Below are 18456 nucleotides of genomic sequence, written 5' to 3'. Positions count from 1 at the left end.
CGGGTCGTCGGGCTCAGCCCATCGGGTCGTCGGGCGACGGCGACACTTCCAGCGTGAACGGCGGGATGAAGCGACCCCACCGCACGCATTCCCAGCCGCCTTCCACCCGGGGGACCAGTTCGATGGTCTCGGTGTTGTCGAGGTGGTTGTTGGTGGTGAAGGGCGGTTCGACGGCCGCGAGCGCGCGCGCGGCCAGACGCATCGCGGCGCCGTGGCTCACCACGACGACGGATCCCGCGTCGGGCCCGCTCAGATAGGCGCTGCGCAGGGTTTCGACCACGGGCAGGTAGCGGGCCAGCACCTCGTGGCCGGATTCGCCGCCGGGTGTGCGCTGCGCGAGATCGCCTTCGTGCCAGGCCCGGTACACCCGTTGGAACAGTTCGTGCGAGTCCGGGTCGCCGAGGCCCTCGATATCGCCGACCTGCACCTCGTGCACCCCGTCGAGGATCGAGGCGGACACCCCGGTCGCCTCCTCGATGTGGTTCGCGGTCTGGCGGGCGCGCAGGGCGGCGGAGGAGAACAGTGCGGCGGGTCTGGTCAGGAGTCCGGCGCCGAAGGTCTTCGCCTGTGCCGCACCGCGTTCGGTGAGCGGTAGCCCGGGCAGCCTGGTGTCGAGAATCTTGGCGACGTTGCCTTCGGTCTCCCCGTGCCGGACCAGGATCAGTCTGCCGTTCATAGGTCCGCCACCCCCTTTCGTAGTTGGATCAGCCACTGCGCCGCCGCTTCGTCGGACGGTGGTGGAGTGCCGGTGGCCGAGGTGGCGGGCCAGGAGCCGAGGAAACGGATCAGGGCGGTGCGGTGCAGCGCCTTGAGCGCTTCGGCCACCGCGGCGTCGTCGATGTGTCCGACGCAGTCGAGGTAGAACCGGTACGTGCCGAGACCCGTTCGGGTCGGCCGTGATTCGATTCTGGTCAGGTCGATTCCCCTGGTCGCGAATTCGGCGAAGGCGCGCATGAGGGAACCGGGGACGTTGGGCAGTTCGAGCACGATGGAGGTGCGGTCGGCGCCGGTGGCGGGCGGCGCCACGCGCGGGCGGGTGACCAGGACGAAACGGGTGACGGCCTGATCGTGGTCGGCGACGCCGGAGGCCAGCGCGGTGAGTCCGAGCCGTTGGCCCGCGAGCGCGGTGGAGACCGCGGCGTCGGCATGGCCCGCGAGGACGTCTTCGGCGGCGGCGGCATTGGAGGCCGAGGTGTAGAGCCTGGCCTCCGGGAGCTGCCTGGCCACCCATTCGCGCACCTGGGCGGCCGCCACCGGGTAGGCGGCGAGTACGCGCACATCGGACAGGGCGGTGTCGGATCGGGCCAGAATCGTGAAGCTGACCTCGAGTTCTGTTTCGGCGATGATCTGCAGACGGGGTCCGACGGCGAGGGAGTCGAGGGTGGCGGAGATCGATCCTTCGACCGAACTCTCGATGGGGACGACGGCGCCATCGACCTCGCCCGCGCGGATCAGGTCGAGCGCGGCGCCCTGACTCGGCGCGGGGACGCGCTCGACGGGCGCGTCGAAGACGCCCGAGGTCTCGAGGTCGGCCAAGGCCATCTCGGTGAAGGTTCCGGAGGGTCCGAAGTACGCGATTCGCGGCACGCCTACGAGATTACTGGCGTGCGGGGCGGATGCTCCGAGATCGCGGCCTACGCGGCGAGAATGCCGAGCGCGGCGTGCACCGGATCGGGGTGATCGGTTTCGACGGCCCGCAGCACGCCGCGCAATGCCTCGACAGCCGGGGGTTCGAGGGCGCGCAGGAAATCGATGTCCGGACTTGTCAACGCCGTGCGGATGTCTTCGCCGCACAGTGCCGCGACGGTTGCCGCGATGACCGCGAGCACGCGAGCGCCGTCGTCGGTGCGCGCGACGAATCCGGTGTCGGTGTGTACGACGGTGGCGAGGAAGTCTGCTACTTCGGGGTCGGGGAGGTGGGCGTCGAGGCGTGGGACCGTGTGCGCCGCACCGGATCCGACGGGGCGGACGAGGCCGTCGGCGAGGGCGCGGCGCGGGGGCGCGGTGAGGGAGATCAGCACCGGCTGCCCGGTGGAGTCGTGTTCCGCGTGCGCTCCGTTCACCACGTCCCCACGGTATCCGGCGGCGGCGGGCGGGTTACCGGCGGTCCGATATCGAATGAACGGAACCCTTGCAGATCGAGTCCCGTTCACTTAGCTTAGGTTTACCTAATTCTACACCGTTCCTTCGGGAGGTCCGCATGCCGAACACGACAGTCACGCCGAGCACTGCCGAGCGAGTGCGCAATGCCTGCGCCCACGCGGAGCATGCGGTGCTGGCACTGCCCGGCGTCGACCCGACCCAGACCTCCGTGCACTACCTGCGCCAGTGCGGCGACGTGGTGATCGCGATCCCCGCCGACTCCACCGCCGCCACCCAGATCTTCCGGTCCGGCCCCGGCGGCACCGCGGCGGTGCTCGAACTCACCGACCACGCGCCGCTGCCGCTGCGCGAACCGGTGCGCGCGCTGGTGTGGTTGCGCGGCGTGGTGCGCACGGTTCCGGTGCCCGCGCAGCGCGCGCTTGCGGCCGAGGTCGCCAAGGACCACCCGCACCCCGACCTGCTCGACATCGGCCACACCTCGACACTGTTGCGCCTGATGATCGGCTCGGCCGTGATGGCCGACGCCACCGGCGCCGAAGCGGTCTGCGTCGACGACCTGCGCATGGCCCAGCCCGACCCGTTCTGCGCCGTCGAATCGGCCTGGCTGCAACACATGGACGCCGACCACGCCGACATGGTCGCCCAACTCGCCCGCCACCTGCCGCCGAAGTTGCAACGCGGCGCGGTGCATCCGCTCGCCATCGACCGCTACGGCATCACCCTGCGCGTCGAAGGCGTCGACGGCGACCACGATTTCCGGCTCCCGTTCAACGCACCCGCCGACGACGTGGAAGCACTGAGCCGCGCCGTCCGCACCCTGGCGGGCTGCCCGTTCCTGAACGGCCTGCGCCGCATCTGAACAACCGCCGACAGCGAACCGATCGGCACGGTCGATTCCGACGAGCCGATCCCGGCTGTGGCGCCCACCGCTGCCGCGCTCCTCCGCTGCCGCGCTCCTCCGCTGCCGCGCTCCTCCGGCCGACCTTCTCCAGCCGACCTTCTCCAGCTGACCTTCTCCAGCCGACTGCCATCGGCGTCTTCTACGGCCGGAACGACAGCGGACCCGTCCGGTGGCATCCGGAATCCAGCGGACCACCCCGGTGCCCACGAAACGGCGGGCGGCAATAGATTCGTGCGCATGCGCGCGGAATCGGACGGCACCTGGAACGACCCCGACTCGGTTCGGCAGCGTTTCGCGATCCGGATCGAGATCGCGATCGTGTTGACCATCACGTTCGGACTGAGCGGCCTCGGTGCCGCGCTCTCGCTGATCGACAGTGCGCTCGCGCCCGGCGGCGTCGGCGGAAGGACGGTGGCGCTCAACGCTTCGCGGTCGACGCATTCGCTGATCGACCTGCTGTACCAACTGCTCGGCGTGCTTCGGCTGGCGGGTTGGGCGGCGCTCGGGCTTTATCTGTTGTGGCGCAGCGGTATCGGACCGAAGGCGGTCGGGCTCGCGCGGATGCGCCTGCGCGCGGACGTGTCTCCCGGACTCGCGCTCGCCGCGATCATCGGACTGCCCGGCCTCGGCCTGTACCTGGTCGCGCACGCCATGGGGTTCAGCGTCACCATCGTGCCGAGTTCGCTCGAGGAGCACTGGTGGCGGCTGCCCGCGCTGCTGCTGTCGGCCTGCGCGAATTCGGTGGCCGAAGAAGTGATCGTGGTCGCATACCTGCTGACGAGGCTGCGCGCGCTCGGCTGGTCGGACAACTCCGCGCTGGCGGCCTCGGCGCTGCTGCGCGGCAGCTACCACCTGTACCAGGGACTCGGCGGCGGACTCGGAAATCTGGTCATGGGCTTGATATTCGGACGATTCTGGCAGCGCACCGAGCGACTGTGGCCGTTGATCCTCGCGCATGCGACCATCGATGCGGTCGCCTACATCGGATATTCGTTGCTGCGAGGTCACATCTCTTGGCTGCCGTAACGGTGGCGAGTCCGCGTGTGATCTATGAGGGAGCGTACGGAAAACCCTCTGTGACGCGGCCTTCACGGCAGCCAACGATCACCTAGAGTCGGAATGATGAACGGCGACGATCCCCAGTTCAACGCCCGCAGGCACCGGGTACCGCCGCCGCCTCCGGGACAGCCCGACGCGCGCCGCCCGCAACCGCCCGCGCGTCCGCATCCCGACCCACGCCGGCAGCCGCAACAGCGCGAGAATCCGGGACAGCAGCCCGATCCGCGCGGGCGTCCCGGCGTGCGTCAACCGCCGCCGAATCGCGACCAGGCGCCGCGCCAGGTCGAGCCGACGAAGGTCATGCGACGTGACGCGGACAAGGCGCCGCCGCTCGCCTACTCGCAGCGCCCGCCCGAGCAGGCCGCCACGCGCAACCCGCCGCCGCGCGCGCCGCGCCAGACCCACGCGCCGACCCAGCGACCCGAACCGTTCGACGACCGGCAGTCGCCGCGCCGCCACTCCCCCGCGCCGCGGCCGATGCCGCAGCGGGAGGGTAATCAGCCGCCGCCCGGTCCGCCGCCCGCCGGTCAGGGGCGCGCCGACCGGCCGCGCAAGCGCCGCAAGCGCCATCCGTTCCGCTGGTTCCTGGTGTTCCTGCTCGTGCTGATTCTCGCCATCGCGGGGGCGGTGTTCCATCTGGACGGGAAACTGGTCCGCATCGCCGCGCTCGTCCAGTATTCGAACCGCGTCGCCGACACCCCGGGCACCAACTGGCTGCTGGTCGGTTCCGACGGTCGCGGCGGGTTGTCCTCGGAGCAGGAACAGGAATTGGCGACCGGCGGCGAGGTCGGGCCGGAACGCACCGACACCATCATGTTGGTGCACATCCCGAAATCGGGCGCGACCACCATGGTCAGCCTGCCGCGCGACTCCTACGTGAGCATCCCGGACAACGGCAAGGACAAACTGAACGCCGCCTTCGCCATCGGCGGACCGCAACTGCTGGTGCAGACCGTCGAGATCGCCACCGGAGTGCACATCGATCACTACGCGCAGGTCGGTTTCGCCGGTTTCGCCGGCATCGTGGACGCGCTCGGCGGTATCGAGGTGTGCGTGCCGAAGGCGATCAACGACCCGCTGGCCGGCATCGATATCCAGCCGGGCTGCCAGACCATGGACGGCCCGACCGCGCTCGGTTTCGTGCGCACCCGCGCCACCGCGCTCGCCGACATCGATCGCATGAACAATCAGCGCCTGTTCATGGCGGCGCTGCTGAAGAAGGCGACCAGCGGCGCGACCCTGGCCAATCCGTTCACGCTGTGGCCGCTGGCCTCCGACACGGTCGGATCGCTTAAGGTCGACAACGGCGATCACCTGTGGCATCTGGGCAAACTCGGTTGGTCGATGCGCGGCGACACGGTGGCCACGACGGTGCCGATCGGCGGCTTCGAGGACACTTCAAGCGGCAATGTGGTGTTGTGGGACAAGACGAAGGCGAGTCGGTTCTTCGAGGCGCTGGCCTCGGACAAACCGGTGCCGGAGGATCTGCTCAGCCAGTAGTCGCGGCGCCGGAAACGGCTGCCGTGAATGTCGCGGGAATTATGGAATTACACCGGATCGATTAGGTAATACTTGCCTCAATTAGGGTGCGCTCGATAAGGGTGCGCTTGGATGACAGGCGCGGCGACCGCCGTTAATGTCGGTCGCATGTCCAGTCGTACCGAAGCCTCCCGAAGTAAATTCCACGCGCTACTACACGATCAGATCCGCCACGAATTCAATGCCGAACATCAATATATCGCCATCGCTGTGTGGTTCGACACAGCCGATCTTCCGGTACTCGCCAAGCGTTTCTACAAGCAGGCGGTGGAAGAACGCAATCACGCGATGATGATCGTGCGGTATTTCCTGGACCGGGATATCGAGGTGGAATTCACCGGCATCGACGCGGCCCGGTCGGATTTCGAGGGCGTGCGCGATCCGATCGCGTTGGCGCTCGCGCAGGAGCGCACCGTCACCGAGCAGATCGTCCAGCTCGCGAGCACGGCCCGCGAAGAGGGCGACTATCTGGGCGAACAGTTCATGCAGTGGTTCCTGAAGGAGCAGGTGGAGGAGGTCGCCAAGATGTCGACGCTGCTCACCGTCGCCGAGCGGGCGGGCGCGAATCTGTTCGACCTGGAGAATTATGTGTCCCGCGAATTGAGCGGAACGGTCGATACCGCCGGTGCGCCCGCCACCGCAGGCGGTCACCTCTGACGGAATTTCCGGTGCGGGCCCAGCTCTTCGCGACGAGCTGGGCCGACTCACTCGAACGTGGTGTTAGCCGTGGTGTGCGCCGCGGCTATGGATTGACGAATCGTATTACGACGCGCTCAGCGAGCTGAGCAGTGCCGTGAGCAGCCCGACGATTACTTCCATGGTGTACCTGCTTTCCTCATCTGTTCGGTGTGGTTTCCCACACCCTCACCGGCTTGCGGTGATGGGGAGAACCTAACCGAGCAGAGTTCAGAAAGGAGTGTTTTTCACAAAATTCTTTGCGGAAGATTCGCCGGGCTCAGGCCGTACCTGATGTCGCGCTCAGCGCAGCACCCGACCAGCGCTCAGCGCAGCGTGACCTGACGCGACCGGAGTCCGTCGCGCGAGCGCCGCTCCTCGGCCGTCAACGGTGCGTCCACCGCCACCGCCGCCGTCAACTTCGCGCCGAATTCCTTTGCCGCATCCACCCATTCGTCGGGATGGCGCTCCGGATCCAGATCGAAGACCGGCACGAGCAGACCGTGCGTGCGGAACGAACCCGCGAAACGCGACCCCTCGCCGAGCTGCAACGCCCCCGCGGCGTGCAGGCGGGCCAGCGCCAGCATCAGCGCGTCCTCGTCCTCGGGCCGCACCCAGCGGATATGCGCCTTCTCACCGGCGTCGACCCACCAGGCCGCACCGACCGCGTCGGGACCGAGATCCAGGCGCGCCGACGGCATGATCGCTTGCTTGGCCTGCTCGATGGTCGCGGCGACCTGCGGATCGGGCTGCACGCCCTCCGGCACCCACCAGTCGAAATCCTGGTGCACGGTCAACTCGAGATCCGCGCCGGGATCGATCACGTCGGCCAGGCGCGGCCCGCCCGGCGCGATGGACGCGGCGGTCAGCGAATCACCGGGCTCGGCGGACTGGGTCCATAGAATCGATGCGGCGATATCGGAGGCCGGGTCCTCGCTCTGCGTCTGCACCTGAACGCCGACGTAGCCGACCGGCTGCTCGCCCGCGCGCACCAGCGCCGCCACCGCACCCGGTAGCACCGTCGACAGCACCACCGAACGTTCGGCGGCCACATCGGCGGACAGCTTCAGCGTCGCGGTCGCCGACGGCACGAATTCGCGGAGCGCGACCAGATCGCACTCGGCGGCCAAACCCTCGAACGGACGGACGACCGACTGCGCCGCCTGCTCCTGTGCCACCTTGCGTTCGGCCAGACGCTGGGCCCGGTTCCCACCGGGCTTCGGAGTGTTGCGCTTGCTCTTACCCACGGATGGTCAAACTACTACCCCGGCGACGCGACCTACGCATCCCGCCTCCGCGCGCCGCGGGCCGGCTACCCGAGCAGCGCTTTGGTGCGTCCGGGATGGTTGGTCGCCACCCAGCTCACGCCGAGTTCGGCGCACAGTTTCACATCGTCCGGGTCGTCGACGGTCCAGCAGTAGGTGGCGCGGCCCGCCGCGGCGGCCTTGTCTACCAGTTCGGGGTGGTCACGCAGAGTTTTCACCGAGGGTCCGACCGCGGTCGCGCCGACGGTGGTGGCCGCGCTCCCGCCCAGATATCGCGAGGACTCGCCGAGCAGGACGGTCGGCAGCAGCGGCGCGGCGCGGCGGATGCGCCAGACCGCGGTGGCCGCGAAGGACATCACGACCGCGCGCGAATGATCCGCCGAGGCCGGGGTGGCGATGCCGAAGCGCTGGAGTTCGGCGAGCAGCTTGTTCTCGACCAGGGCGCCGTAGCGCACCGGATGTTTGGTCTCGATGAACAGCTTGGTCGGCCTGCTCCGCCAATCAAGCACGAGTCCGATCAGCTCGCTCAGCGTCAGCACCGAGGCGGGTTCGCCGTCGCCGCCGAAATCGAGTTCGCGCAGTTCGTCGAGGGTCATCTCGCTGACAAGGCCGGTGCCGGATGAGGTGCGGTCGACCGTACGGTCGTGCACGCAGACCAGGTGACCGTCCCTGGTGAGCCGGATATCGCATTCGACACCGTCGGCGCCCTCCTCGAGCGCCAACTCGTACGCGGCGAGCGTGTGTTCCGGGCACGCCGCCGAAGCTCCCCGGTGCGCGACGACGAACGGCGCGCGACTGCCCTGGCTCACTTGGCCATAACCTCCTCGTGCTGACGGTCCACGGCGATGTCGGTAACCCGATCTTCGGGGATGTCCCGCGCGGGCGCATCCCGGAGGGCCGGTGCGTCCGCCACGTCCTCCGGCGTCGGGTGCACCGGCTCGATGACCTGGACCAGTGGATCCGCGGCGAACACCCAGCGCCGCGCGGCGCGTTCCTCGCCGCGCATCGTCCTGCCGTCCAGATAGCGCGGCAGCCAGAGGCTCAGCACCGCGAGCGCGGCCGCGCCGACATCGGTGAGCGCAGTGAACAGCACGCCGTCGGCCTTGGCCTGCAGCGAGTCCGCGGTGCGCCACAGCAGCGCGACGACGGCGAGCGCGCCGCCGAGCAGCCAGGCCGCCCACCAGACGCGCACCGCGCGCAGCCCGCGCGGGTCGTCGGTCAGGCGCGCCAGCTCGGTGAGGAAGACGCCGGGCCACAGCAGGTTGACCACGGGGATCAGGCAGCCGAGCGCGAGGGTGCGCGCCGAGCGGGGGTCGCGGTGGCCCGCTCGCGCGTAGGCGGCGGCGCGGGCGTCGACGAGCCAGGCCACCAGGGCGACGGCGGCGGCGAGTCCGAGGATCAGCGACAGCGCGGCCGAGGCGGTGACCAGCGCGTCGGACAGGCGCAGCACCCACGGGTCGATGAGCCTGGTGCGGTTGCGCAGCAGGATGCCGTAGCGGATCAGCTCGCCGAGCGCGGCCAGGGCGAACATGGCCGCGGTGATCACCAGCAGCGAGTTCACTCGCGCGCCGAAGCCCGCGATGATGCCTCGGCGCGGTTCTTCCGCGGCGCCCGGCGTGTGGTCGACCAGTCCCCAGCGCGGGATCTGCGAGTAGGAGGGGGCGCCCGAAGGCGGGCGCGACGCGGTGTCGGCGCGGCGCGGGCGGTGGTCGGGTCGGCGGGCGACCCAGCGGTAGTTGCGATGTTCGGGCGCGGCGTCGATCGGTCCCGGCGACAGCAGGACGCCGCGGCAGCGCGGGCACCAGTGCATCGGGCTTCCCTGGACCGCCCAGCGCGCGCCGCAACGCGCACACGGCTGCACCACCGTACTCATGGCTGCCTCCTCAGTGGCGCGCACGGGGGCGCCGCACACTTCATCCTCGTCAGTAGATCTTCGCCTGATGGCCGCCGTCGGCGACCACCGGGCGACCGGCCTGCTGCCAGGCCACCATGCCGCCGCTGACGTTGATCGGGTCGAATCCGACGCGCGCCAGGTATCGGGCCACTTCGATGGATCTGCCGCCCTGTCGACAGACGACGTAGAGGGCGGCGTCGTAGTCCAGTTCGTCGATGCGCGCGGGTACGTCGGCCATGGGTATGTGCGTGGCGCCCGGTGCGTGGCCGAGCCGCCATTCGTCGTCCTCGCGGACGTCGAGCAGGATCGCGGTGGCGGCCGCTTCGGTAGTATCGCCGTCCGCGGTGGACCCGGTCCGGTCGAATCGACCGGGTAGCTCATGCACCGGAACCGACGGAATCTCGGGACTTGTCACGATTCGATCCTGCCACGACCGGTGCGCCGCGGGGGAGTACCGGTGCGTCCCAGAGCGTCTGCGGGGACACCGGGGTAATTTCGGACTTCAGGTTTGTTATATACTTCGATTCCTACCCTGCGCCCCGTTGCTGCGGCAGGTGTGTATATCCACACGGGAGTTATCCACAAATTCCACAGCCTGATCCACAGGTTGTGGTCAGCGATCCTTTCGAATTCCGCTCTCCGGGCGGCGAGCTATCGCATCGCGATCCACATTTGCCGCGGGTCAACTGTGACAAGGCATTCCGGATGAACGTTCGATGGACTTCCCGCGAACGGGCAGCATTGCGAACGACCGTTCCGGAACTCCCCTCCTGACATCCCGGAGCGGTCATTCGCCGCTACGGCGGAACCGTGGCCGATCCGGATCCGACAACTACTTGGACGGCGCGCACCCCGATTCGGTTCCATGAAAATCGAGGAACACCGATGAAAATGTGAAATACGCGGTTCCCGACCTTGCCGTCGGTAGCCTGGAGGCATGAACGTGAGCAGGGGGCTAGTCGAAGGATCGGATACGGCAGGACTCAACACCGCACTCTCCGAGGCCGCCTGCCTCGGAGTACAGGTCGACCCGGTGGCGCGCACGCTGCGCCTCGACCTCGAAGTGCTGACGCTGCGTGCCGACGCGCGCGCGTCGCATGATCACGACGCGCGGGCCGAACAGGACTACAAGGTCACACTGACCTGCACCGGCGTCGGGCGGGTCGCCGCCTCGCTGCGCGAACAGCGCTGGGACGATCTCGAGCCGAGGGTGCTCCCGCTGCGCCTGGAAGATCTCGGCGAGGCCATCCGCAGCTTCGGCGGCGGCAGGCTGCACGGCTGGGAATTCGTCGACCTCGACGACAGCGGCTGGACGCTGTGGGGCGAATTGCTCAGTTTCGACACCAGCATCGACAACCACATCTGCCCGCACGTGCTCGAGTTCTCCCAGGAGGAGGGCACCGACCCGCGCGAACTCGACGTGCGAGTGTGGTTCGACGGCATGACCATTCACGACGCCGACGGCCGCGAGGTGCCACTCGCCGAATTCATCGCGGGCGGGGTGCGCTGGTGGGCCGCGCACGACGCGGGCGACCCGCGCACGATCCGACCCGGTATCACTCCCCCGCTCTGAATCCCCTTCCACCGTCCCGCGGCGGGCCGTCATGCCCCGCTGGCCCGCCGGGGTGGGACATGGTTCGATCGAACGCGCGCGGGTACGACGAAAGACGGAGTTCGCCGAAAGACGGCCTGCTGCCGGAATAGCGGGGGCTTCGGTCCGGGTTGGACCCAGCGGGTGTACGAATGATGGCTGAAGGCGCACGAGGAGTCCGCGCGCCTTCGGCCCGACATAGGAAGGGACATCGTGGCTGAGTACACGCTGCCAGATCTGGATTACGACTACAGCGCCCTGGAGCCCCATATCTCCGGGCAGATCAACGAGATTCATCATTCCAAGCACCACGCCGCATACGTCGCCGGTGTGAACACCGCGCTGGAGAAGCTGGCAGCGGCCCGTGAGGCGGGCGATCACGGCGCCATCTTCCTGAACGAGAAGAACCTCGCTTTCCACCTCGGCGGTCACGTCAACCACTCCATCTGGTGGAAGAACCTGTCCCCCAACGGCGGTGACAAGCCGGTCGGCGAGCTGGCCGCCGCAATCGACGACCAGTTCGGCTCGTTCGACAAGTTCCGCGCGCAGTTCGCCGCCGCGGCCAACGGCCTGCAGGGCTCGGGTTGGGCGGTGCTCGGCTACGACACCCTCGGCCAGAAGCTGCTCACCTTCCAGCTGTACGACCAGCAGGCCAACGTGCCGCTCGGCATCATCCCGCTGCTGCAGGTCGACATGTGGGAGCACGCCTTCTACCTGCAGTACAAGAACGTGAAGGCCGACTACGTCACCGCGTTCTGGAACGTCGTCAACTGGGAGGACGTGCAGGAGCGCTTCGCCCGCGCCGTCAGCCAGGGCAAGGGCCTCGTCTTCGGCTGAGCCGTTCCCCTTCTTCGTCGGACCCCCGTCGCGTGCTCGCGGCGGGGGTCCGGTCGTCGTCGGGGACCGCCCGGAATCCGGCGCTGATGTCGCGTTAGCACTCTTTGGTACTTGTGTGCCAGGTGATACCTGAGTCATTGTCGAAATCCACAGTTCAGGGCAAAGCCGCCCCCGGTTCCATGACGGGAGGCATCATGCGGGCGAACGAACCGATCGGCATCACGCCGTTCCACGCTCGAGGATCGCTGCGAGGATTCGTCATCTCCGGCCGCTGGCCGGATACCACCAAGGAATGGGCGCAGGTACTCGTGCTCGCGGTGCGCGTGGCGACGCTACCTGGCCTGCTCACCACGACCACGGTCTTCGGCGTGCGCGAGGAGCTACCCGACGAACCGATGCCGGGCACGGTCGGCATCGTGCTCGCCGAGGGCACGGTCATCGGCGAGGAAGCGCTGGCGCCGGGTCGGTTCGCCGAGCATGTGCCGCCCGCGCTGCTGATGCTGCATCCCCCCTCGGAGACCCGGCCGTCGTTGCCCGAGTGCACCGGCGCCGCCTCCGGGTGCGTGCTGCTGCCCGGCGTGCCGCACCTGGGGTTGGAGCATCGCGCCGCCTGGGCGGAGGCCGAATCCGACGGCACGGTGACCTCGCTGGTCAGCCGGGTCGGGCTGGATCCGATCAGCGATCCCGACACCGCGGTTCTGGCGATGCTGCTTGCCGCGTGACGGTTGGGCGGCCGACTTTGTAAGGGTTACCGAAGTCGGCCGCATGGTCTCCCAAACTTATTGCGCGCGGGGCGATTTGGGCCACACGCGGTTGTCAGGACAGGGCTGTCCGGGTACTGTCGGTGGCAGCGAAGGGGAGTAGCCCCCAATCACGCGGTCGACATACTGATTCGCGCGCCCGTCGGGCCGCGGATCCGGTCGCGTGAACCGGCGACGTTCCGGTGGGCGAGACCTTCGGTCTGACAGTTTTGTCTGTCGGCCGGAGGCGTACCCGAGATCTCCGGCAGGCAGGCCGAGGATCCGGGGAGACGCAACCGATGATCGCCACCGTATTGCTCAGTATCGGCATAGTCTTTCTCGCCGAACTGGGCGACAAGTCCCAGCTCATGGCGCTGACTTTCGCGCTGCGCTACCGCTGGTGGGTCGTCCTCGGCGGTATCGCCGCCGCCACCGCCGCCGTGCACGTCATCTCCGTCGGGGTCGGCTACTTCCTCGGCGCGGCGCTGCCGACTCGCGCCATCGCCGTCGTCGCCGCGCTGACCTTCCTCGCCGTCGGCCTCTGGACCCTGCGCGAACACTTCGGACCCGCCGAACCGGACGAGGAACGCGCCGCACCGCGCTCGACCCGGGCGCCTTTCTTCGTCGTGCTGTCGGCGGTCCTGCTCGCCGAACTCGGCGACCGCACCATGTTCGCGACCGCCGCGCTGGCCACCGACAACAGCTGGATCGGCGTGTGGATCGGCTCGACCATCGGCATGGTCGCCGCGGACGGCCTCGCCATCGCGGTCGGCATTCTCATCGGCAAACACCTGCCGGAACGGCTGATCGGCATCGGAGCCGGACTGCTGTTCCTCTACCTCGGCACGGCCACGCTGCTCTCGGCGACGCTGCCCGACCTCGGGGTGGTGTCCTGTGCGGCGATCGCCCTGGTGGTCCCGCTGGTCGCGGGAACACCGTTGGTGCTGCGGCGACGGACGGTCGGGCGCGCGCAGCCGGATCCGGTCGGAGAAACGCCCGAATCGGCGGAGATCGGCTGAGCCCCTCGATTCGGCTCACCGGTAGAGCATGAACTCGGCCCGCCCGCGCACTTCGATTCGCTCGGCCGCCGTCGCACATCGACCTGACCCGGCTGCCTCGCGCGTGTCCTCGACTGTTCGGCAGCCCGCTCAGTTCGCTCGCACGGCGTCGCCGTAGAGGTCGCCGCTGCGTAGCACCAACTCGAGCAGGGGGCCGCGCAGTGCGCGCAGGCCGTCGGGATCGGCGGCGGCGATCTTCGCGGTGACCATCGCGCTCACCCCGGCGGCCAAGGTCTGGCAGGCGAAGCGTTGGGATTCGGTGGTGGCGCCGAGCACATCGGCGATCACCGCGACGAAGGATTCCTGGAGGACGGCGCGTTTGGCTACCGCCTTCGCGCCCGCGGCGTACACCTCGACCAGGAACAGCCTGGCATAGGCGGGTTCGGCGGCCAGCGCCTCCAGGTAGGCGCCGAGCAGGCGGTCGAGCCGGTCGGTGTTCTCCGGCGTGCCGGGAGCGGGCGTGGTTTCGTCGGAGGCGGCGGCGATCCTGCCCATCACGCCGTGCACCGCGCGTTCGAAGGCGGCCTCGAAGCAGTGTTCCTTGGAGCGGAACTGTTCGTAGAAGGTCTCCCGCGAGACGCCCGCGCGTTTCAGCACGACCGCGATCGGGGTGTTCACGTAGCCGCGTTCGGCCATGGCGTCGGCCATCGCCCGCAGAATCCGCTCGCGCTGGGAGGCGATCACCTGTTCTCTTGGCAGGCCGTGTCGCCCGCGCGGGAGCCGGCTGCTGACACCGGCGAGTTCGGTCATTCGGTAAAGGTTGCCACTTCGCAAGCCGCGATATCCAGTGTGCGCGGCTTTCCGGCGTCGGTCCCGGATTCGCAGGACGGCAAAGTTTCGGCACCGCGATTCGGTGCGCGCGCCCTGTTCACGGGGTTCGTGACGGGCGTGCGAAGTGTGAGGGAGCCGTTCTCGTGGTCGAGCTCGACACCGGTTAGGGTGCAATTGACGATAGGCCAACTGGCTGTCACGAACGAGAGGACCATCGTGGAGATTTCGGGTACCGCCGCCATTGTCACCGGAGGCGCGTCCGGCCTCGGCGCCGCCACCGCCAAGCATTTCGCAGAGCTCGGCGCCACCGTCTTCGGTCTCGACGTACCGCAATCCATCGAGCGCGCGGGCGACAACGTGCCCGCCGGCGTGACGCTGATCCCCGCCGACGTCACCAGCGACGCGGAGGTCTCGGCCGCCGTCGCGCAGGTCGTCGAATCCGGCTCGCCGCTACGCATCGTCGTCAACTGTGCGGGCGTCGGCTGGGCCGGTCGGATCCTGTCCAAGAACGGCCCGCACGATCTGGAGCTGTTCCGCACCGTCATCACCGTGAACCTGCTCGGCAGCTTCAACGTGATGCGGCTGGCGGCCGATGCCATCGCCAAGACCGAGGCGGTGGACGAGTACGGGCAGCGCGGTGTGATCATCAACACGGCGTCGGTGGCCGCGTTCGAGGGCCAGATCGGCCAGATCGCCTACTCCGCGTCCAAGGGCGGCGTGCACGGCATGACGGTGCCCGCGGCGCGCGACCTCGCGCAGTTCGGCATCCGGGTGAACACCATCGCTCCCGGCATCATCGACACCCCGATGCTCGCGGGCGTCACCGAGGACTACCGCAAGGGCCTCGAGGCCGGTGTGCCGTTCCCGTCGCGGCTCGGCCGCCCCGACGAGTACGCGCAGCTCTCGCAGTACATCGTCGAACACGACTACCTCAACGGCGAGACCATCCGCATGGACGGCGCGCTGCGCATGGCGCCGCGATAATCCGGCGGTAGCGGGCTCCCTCGTCCTCGCGGGCGAGGGAGCAGCCACCGACTCGACGTGAAAGCGTGCCGCTCAGAGCCGAGGTTTGTGGCCTATCCCGAGCAGCGCGGTGGTCGACAGCCCGACACCGGGACGGAAGTTCGCGTCCAGATAGCCGCGCATGGCGGCGGTGCGCGCCGCCCAGCGCCGCTCGCCTTCCTGGCGGCGGATCCACTGCATCATCGCGCTGCCGACGATCATCGAGGCCCAGATCTCGTCGACGCTGTCGAAGTGGATCGACGCGGTGTGCCGCTGGATCGTCACCCCCGCGAAGCCCGCGGCGCGCATCTCGGTGGCGAAGACGTCGGGGTTCTCCAGTCCGAGGAAATCGGGCTGTGGCTCCTGCAGGTCGGGGTCGGCGGCGGCGCCCGCCGCGAACATGGTCATCATCAGCGGCGATTCCACCATCGGCGCCCAACTCGACACCACAGCGAGCCCGCCGGGCCGCAGCACGCGGAACATCTCGGCGAATCCGGCGGTGCGGTCGGGGAAGAAGATCAGCCCGAACATGGAGAACGCGGCGTCGAAACGGTTCGACTCGAACGGAAGCGCCTGCCCGTCACCGCATTCGGTCTCGATATTGTCGATGCCCGCCTGCCGCGCGGCCTCGCGCAGCCGCTCGAGCATGCCCTCGGAGAGATCGATGGCGTGCACCGAGGCGACCTGTCGGGCCGCGAGCAGGCTCAGGATTCCGGTGCCCGCCGCGATGTCGACGATCCGCGCGTCCGGCGCCGGTCCGGCCACCTCGAGCGCGTGGGAGGAGAACGGCCGCATGACCGCGGGTCCGAACTCGGCGTAGCTCTCGGCGACGAGATCCCACGGTTCGGCGACGGTGAGTGGATTGGCGGACATGTTCGAGCACGATCCTTTCGACCGCATCAGGCTACGCGCGCGGCGTCCCGGTGATCCGGGCGGATATCGCTGTGCCCGAACGCTTTCGGCCATCCTATCGGACCGACCGGTCGCGTCGCTCACGCGCGGACCGGGGTCGCGGCGTTGCGACCCCGGTCCGGCGGATCAGAGCGTGCGAGTCAGGCGATCGGTCAGGATGTGGGCGAAACGCGCCGGATCCTTCAACTCACCGCCCTCGGCGAGAACCGCGGTGCCGTAGAGCAATTCGGCCGTCTCCGCGAGTTCGGGCACGTTACCGGCGTCGGCGTCCTCCTTGCGCGTGAAATACGCCTCGCGCAGACCCGAGACCAGCGGATGCGTCGGATTCAGCTCCAGGATGCGCTTGCTCTCCGGAACCGCCTGACCGGACGCGCGGTACATGCGCTCCAACATCGGCGTGAAATCGTAGACGTCGCCGACCAGGCAGGCGGGCGAGGTGGTGAGCCTGCTGGTCAGGCGCACCTCCTTGACGCTGTCCTCCAGCGTCTTGCCGAGCCAGCCGAGCACATCGGCGAAATCCTTGTCCTGCTGCTCGCGCAGCGCCTCCGAGGCCTTCTTCTCGTCCTCGGTCTCCAGATCGACCTCGCCCTTGGCGATGGACTGGAACGGCTTGCCGTCGAAGTCGGTCACCGAACCGACCCACATCTCGTCCACCGGGTCGGTCAGGATCAGCACCTCGCGGCCCTTGTCCCGGAACGCCTCGATATGCGGCGAGGACTCGATCTGCTGACGGCTCTCGCCGGTCATGTAGTAGATCGACTCCTGGCCATCGGCCATGCGCTCCACGTACTGCGCGAGCGTGGTCGGCTCCGACTCCGAATGCGTCGACGCGAACGAGGACACCTGAAGCAGCGTCTCGCGGTTGTCGAAATCGGAGAGCAGGCCCTCCTTGAGGACGCGGCCGAACTCCTGCCAGAAGGTCCGGTACTTCGACTGGTCCTCGGCGCCCTGGAGCTCCTTGACCGTGGAAAGCACCCGCTTCACCAGGCGCTTGCGGATCATCTGGATCTGGCGGTCCTGCTGCAGGATCTCCCGCGAGACGTTCAGCGACAGGTCCTGCGCGTCGACCACGCCCTTCACGAAACGCAGGTACTCCGGCATCAGCTCCTCGCAGTTGTCCATGATGAACACCCGCTTGACGTAGAGCTGGACACCGCGCTTGTGCTCGCGGGTGAACAGGTCGAACGGCGCGTGCGAGGGAATGAACAGCAGCGCCTGGTACTCGAAGGTGCCCTCGGCCTTGAAGGCGATGATCTCGAGCGGATCGTCCCAGCCGTGCCCGACGTGCTTGTAGAACTCCTTGTACTCCTCGTCGGAGACCTCGCTCTTCGGGCGGGTCCACAGCGCCTTCATGGAGTTCAGGGTCTGCTCCTCGAGCACCGTGCGCTCGGTCTGCTCCTCGCCCTCACCCTCGGTGACGGTGCGCTCCACCGGCATGCGCACCGGCCACGAGATGAAGTCGGAGTACTTCTTGACGATCTCGCGGAGCTTCCACTCCTGCGTGTAGTCGAAGAGGTGGTCGTCCTCGTCGGCGGGTTTGAGGTGCAGGGTGACCGCGGTGCCCTGCGGCGCGTCGGCCACGGTCTCGATGGTGTAGGTGGACTGGCCCTCGGACTCCCAGCGGGTGCCCTCGGACTCACCCGCCTTGCGGGTGGTCAGCGCGACCTTGTCGGCGACCATGAAAGTGGAGTAGAAGCCGATGCCGAACTGGCCGATCAGCTCCTCGGTGGCGGCGTCGGACTTCGCCTCGTTCAGTTTCTTGCGCAGCTCCGCGGTACCGGACTTGGCCAGGGTGCCGATCAGGTCGACCACCTCGGCCCTCGACATGCCGATGCCGTTGTCCCGGACGGTGAGAATCCGCGCGTCCTTGTCCACCTCCAGTTCGATGTGTAGGTCGGAGGTGTCGACGTGCAGGTCCTTGTCCCGGTAGGACTCGAGCCGCAGCTTGTCCAGTGCGTCGGAAGCGTTCGAGATCAGCTCCCGCAGGAACGTGTCTTTGTTGGAGTAGACCGAGTGGATCATCAGTTCGAGCAGCTGATGGGTCTCGGCCTGGAACTCGAGTTGTTCGACGTGCTCTGTCACGTCGCGATGGTACCGCCGCGCCGCGCG

General features: G+C 68.3%; 19 protein-coding genes. 9 read left to right on the top strand and 10 right to left on the bottom strand.

The features are described from left to right. Positions 1-13: 13 nt before the first annotated feature. From IT779_RS21985 to IT779_RS21975, 3 genes are read right to left on the bottom strand one after another with little or no spacing between them, the layout of a single operon-like run. On the bottom strand, positions 14-676 hold the full coding sequence (locus IT779_RS21985; protein ID WP_196151283.1) for a histidine phosphatase family protein: 663 nt from the start codon (positions 674-676) through the stop codon (positions 14-16). Then, positions 673-1587: a prephenate dehydratase gene (gene pheA / locus IT779_RS21980; protein ID WP_196151282.1), complete on the bottom strand. Its 915-nt coding sequence runs from the start codon at positions 1585-1587 to the stop codon at positions 673-675. The genes IT779_RS21985 and pheA overlap by 4 nt, the downstream gene beginning before the upstream one ends. A 47-nt stretch (positions 1588-1634) precedes the next feature. Beyond that, positions 1635-2066: a hypothetical protein gene (locus IT779_RS21975; protein ID WP_332838906.1), complete on the bottom strand. Its 432-nt coding sequence runs from the start codon at positions 2064-2066 to the stop codon at positions 1635-1637. 134 nt (positions 2067-2200) lie between these two features. On the opposite strand from IT779_RS21975, the gene IT779_RS21970 reads away from it, so the two are divergent. The 4 genes from IT779_RS21970 to IT779_RS21955 all read left to right on the top strand — a co-directional run bounded on the left by IT779_RS21970 (position 2201) and on the right by IT779_RS21955 (position 6259). Next, entirely contained in the window at positions 2201-2962 is a 762-nt protein-coding gene (locus IT779_RS21970) for a DUF2470 domain-containing protein (protein WP_196151281.1), read from the top strand. A gap of 279 nt (positions 2963-3241) precedes the next feature. Then, complete coding sequence (locus IT779_RS21965; protein ID WP_196151280.1) at positions 3242-4030, top strand: CPBP family intramembrane glutamic endopeptidase; 789 nt, start codon at positions 3242-3244, stop codon at positions 4028-4030. Positions 4031-4126: 96 nt separating this feature from the next. Then, positions 4127-5563, top strand: coding sequence for an LCP family protein (locus tag IT779_RS21960; RefSeq protein ID WP_408637780.1), 1437 nt, complete (start codon positions 4127-4129; stop codon positions 5561-5563). 147 nt (positions 5564-5710) lie between these two features. Next, a complete protein-coding gene (locus tag IT779_RS21955; RefSeq protein ID WP_196151278.1) occupies positions 5711-6259 on the top strand; it encodes a ferritin in 549 nt (182 codons plus the stop codon). 344 nt (positions 6260-6603) lie between these two features. Here IT779_RS21955 and IT779_RS21950 read toward each other — a convergent pair whose 3' ends face one another. The 4 genes from IT779_RS21950 to IT779_RS21935 form a co-directional block, all read right to left on the bottom strand. After that, the gene (locus tag IT779_RS21950) at positions 6604-7524 is read right to left on the bottom strand and encodes a DUF5926 family protein (protein ID WP_196151277.1); all 921 of its coding nucleotides are present in this window, start codon (positions 7522-7524) and stop codon (positions 6604-6606) included. Between the two features lie 65 nt (positions 7525-7589). Continuing rightward, positions 7590-8351, bottom strand: a complete 762-nt coding sequence (locus IT779_RS21945) for a glycerophosphodiester phosphodiesterase (RefSeq protein WP_196151276.1) — start codon at positions 8349-8351, stop codon at positions 7590-7592. Next, the gene (locus IT779_RS21940) at positions 8348-9415 is read right to left on the bottom strand and encodes a DUF4328 domain-containing protein (RefSeq protein WP_196151275.1); all 1068 of its coding nucleotides are present in this window, start codon (positions 9413-9415) and stop codon (positions 8348-8350) included. The genes IT779_RS21945 and IT779_RS21940 overlap by 4 nt, the downstream gene beginning before the upstream one ends. Positions 9416-9464: 49 nt before the next feature. Beyond that, the gene (locus tag IT779_RS21935) at positions 9465-9851 is read right to left on the bottom strand and encodes a rhodanese-like domain-containing protein (RefSeq protein WP_196151274.1); all 387 of its coding nucleotides are present in this window, start codon (positions 9849-9851) and stop codon (positions 9465-9467) included. Positions 9852-10373: 522 nt separating this feature from the next. On the opposite strand from IT779_RS21935, the gene IT779_RS21930 reads away from it, so the two are divergent. From IT779_RS21930 to IT779_RS21915, 4 genes are all read left to right on the top strand, one after another. Further along, on the top strand, positions 10374-11009 hold the full coding sequence (locus IT779_RS21930; RefSeq protein WP_196151273.1) for a hypothetical protein: 636 nt from the start codon (positions 10374-10376) through the stop codon (positions 11007-11009). 231 nt (positions 11010-11240) lie between these two features. Next, the gene (locus tag IT779_RS21925) at positions 11241-11864 is read left to right on the top strand and encodes a superoxide dismutase (RefSeq protein ID WP_196151272.1); all 624 of its coding nucleotides are present in this window, start codon (positions 11241-11243) and stop codon (positions 11862-11864) included. A gap of 194 nt (positions 11865-12058) precedes the next feature. Continuing rightward, on the top strand, positions 12059-12586 hold the full coding sequence (locus tag IT779_RS21920; RefSeq protein ID WP_196151271.1) for a peptidase: 528 nt from the start codon (positions 12059-12061) through the stop codon (positions 12584-12586). A 317-nt stretch (positions 12587-12903) separates the two neighbouring features. Further along, complete coding sequence (locus tag IT779_RS21915) at positions 12904-13623, top strand: TMEM165/GDT1 family protein (RefSeq protein WP_196151270.1); 720 nt, start codon at positions 12904-12906, stop codon at positions 13621-13623. A gap of 129 nt (positions 13624-13752) precedes the next feature. On the opposite strand, the gene IT779_RS21910 is transcribed toward IT779_RS21915, so the two are convergent. Next, positions 13753-14412, bottom strand: coding sequence for a TetR/AcrR family transcriptional regulator (locus tag IT779_RS21910; protein ID WP_196151269.1), 660 nt, complete (start codon positions 14410-14412; stop codon positions 13753-13755). A gap of 237 nt (positions 14413-14649) precedes the next feature. Between IT779_RS21910 and IT779_RS21905 the strand changes: the two genes are divergently transcribed. Beyond that, on the top strand, positions 14650-15417 hold the full coding sequence (locus tag IT779_RS21905; RefSeq protein WP_196151268.1) for an SDR family NAD(P)-dependent oxidoreductase: 768 nt from the start codon (positions 14650-14652) through the stop codon (positions 15415-15417). 72 nt (positions 15418-15489) lie between these two features. Here the strand turns inward: IT779_RS21905 and IT779_RS21900 are convergent, their stop codons facing one another. Together IT779_RS21900 and htpG are read right to left on the bottom strand one after the other, a co-directional pair. Then, positions 15490-16308, bottom strand: a complete 819-nt coding sequence (locus IT779_RS21900) for a class I SAM-dependent methyltransferase (RefSeq protein ID WP_196151267.1) — start codon at positions 16306-16308, stop codon at positions 15490-15492. Between the two features lie 165 nt (positions 16309-16473). Next, complete coding sequence (gene htpG / locus IT779_RS21895) at positions 16474-18429, bottom strand: molecular chaperone HtpG (RefSeq protein WP_196151266.1); 1956 nt, start codon at positions 18427-18429, stop codon at positions 16474-16476. Positions 18430-18456: the final 27 nt, after the last annotated feature.

The sequence above is a fragment of the Nocardia bovistercoris genome (assembly GCF_015674855.1).
In the GTDB taxonomy this organism is placed as follows: domain Bacteria; phylum Actinomycetota; class Actinomycetes; order Mycobacteriales; family Mycobacteriaceae; genus Nocardia; species Nocardia bovistercoris.
This window is presented reverse-complemented; position numbering and strand designations above follow the sequence as displayed.

Bases quoted from the DNA above. Each gene is read 5' to 3' on its own strand.
- IT779_RS21920 (WP_196151271.1), top strand. From the start codon at position 12,059: ATGCGGGCGAACGAACCGATCGGCATCACGCCGTTCCACGCTCGAGGA.
- IT779_RS21930 (WP_196151273.1), top strand. From the start codon at position 10,374: ATGAACGTGAGCAGGGGGCTAGTCGAAGGATCGGATACGGCAGGACTC.
- IT779_RS21965 (WP_196151280.1), top strand. From the start codon at position 3,242: ATGCGCGCGGAATCGGACGGCACCTGGAACGACCCCGACTCGGTTCGG.
- IT779_RS21900 (WP_196151267.1), bottom strand. From the start codon at position 16,308: ATGTCCGCCAATCCACTCACCGTCGCCGAACCGTGGGATCTCGTCGCC.
- IT779_RS21985 (WP_196151283.1), bottom strand. From the start codon at position 676: ATGAACGGCAGACTGATCCTGGTCCGGCACGGGGAGACCGAAGGCAAC.
- IT779_RS21910 (WP_196151269.1), bottom strand. From the start codon at position 14,412: ATGACCGAACTCGCCGGTGTCAGCAGCCGGCTCCCGCGCGGGCGACAC.
- IT779_RS21940 (WP_196151275.1), bottom strand. From the start codon at position 9,415: ATGAGTACGGTGGTGCAGCCGTGTGCGCGTTGCGGCGCGCGCTGGGCG.
- IT779_RS21970 (WP_196151281.1), top strand. From the start codon at position 2,201: ATGCCGAACACGACAGTCACGCCGAGCACTGCCGAGCGAGTGCGCAAT.
- IT779_RS21955 (WP_196151278.1), top strand. From the start codon at position 5,711: ATGTCCAGTCGTACCGAAGCCTCCCGAAGTAAATTCCACGCGCTACTA.
- IT779_RS21915 (WP_196151270.1), top strand. From the start codon at position 12,904: ATGATCGCCACCGTATTGCTCAGTATCGGCATAGTCTTTCTCGCCGAA.
- IT779_RS21960 (WP_408637780.1), top strand. From the start codon at position 4,127: ATGAACGGCGACGATCCCCAGTTCAACGCCCGCAGGCACCGGGTACCG.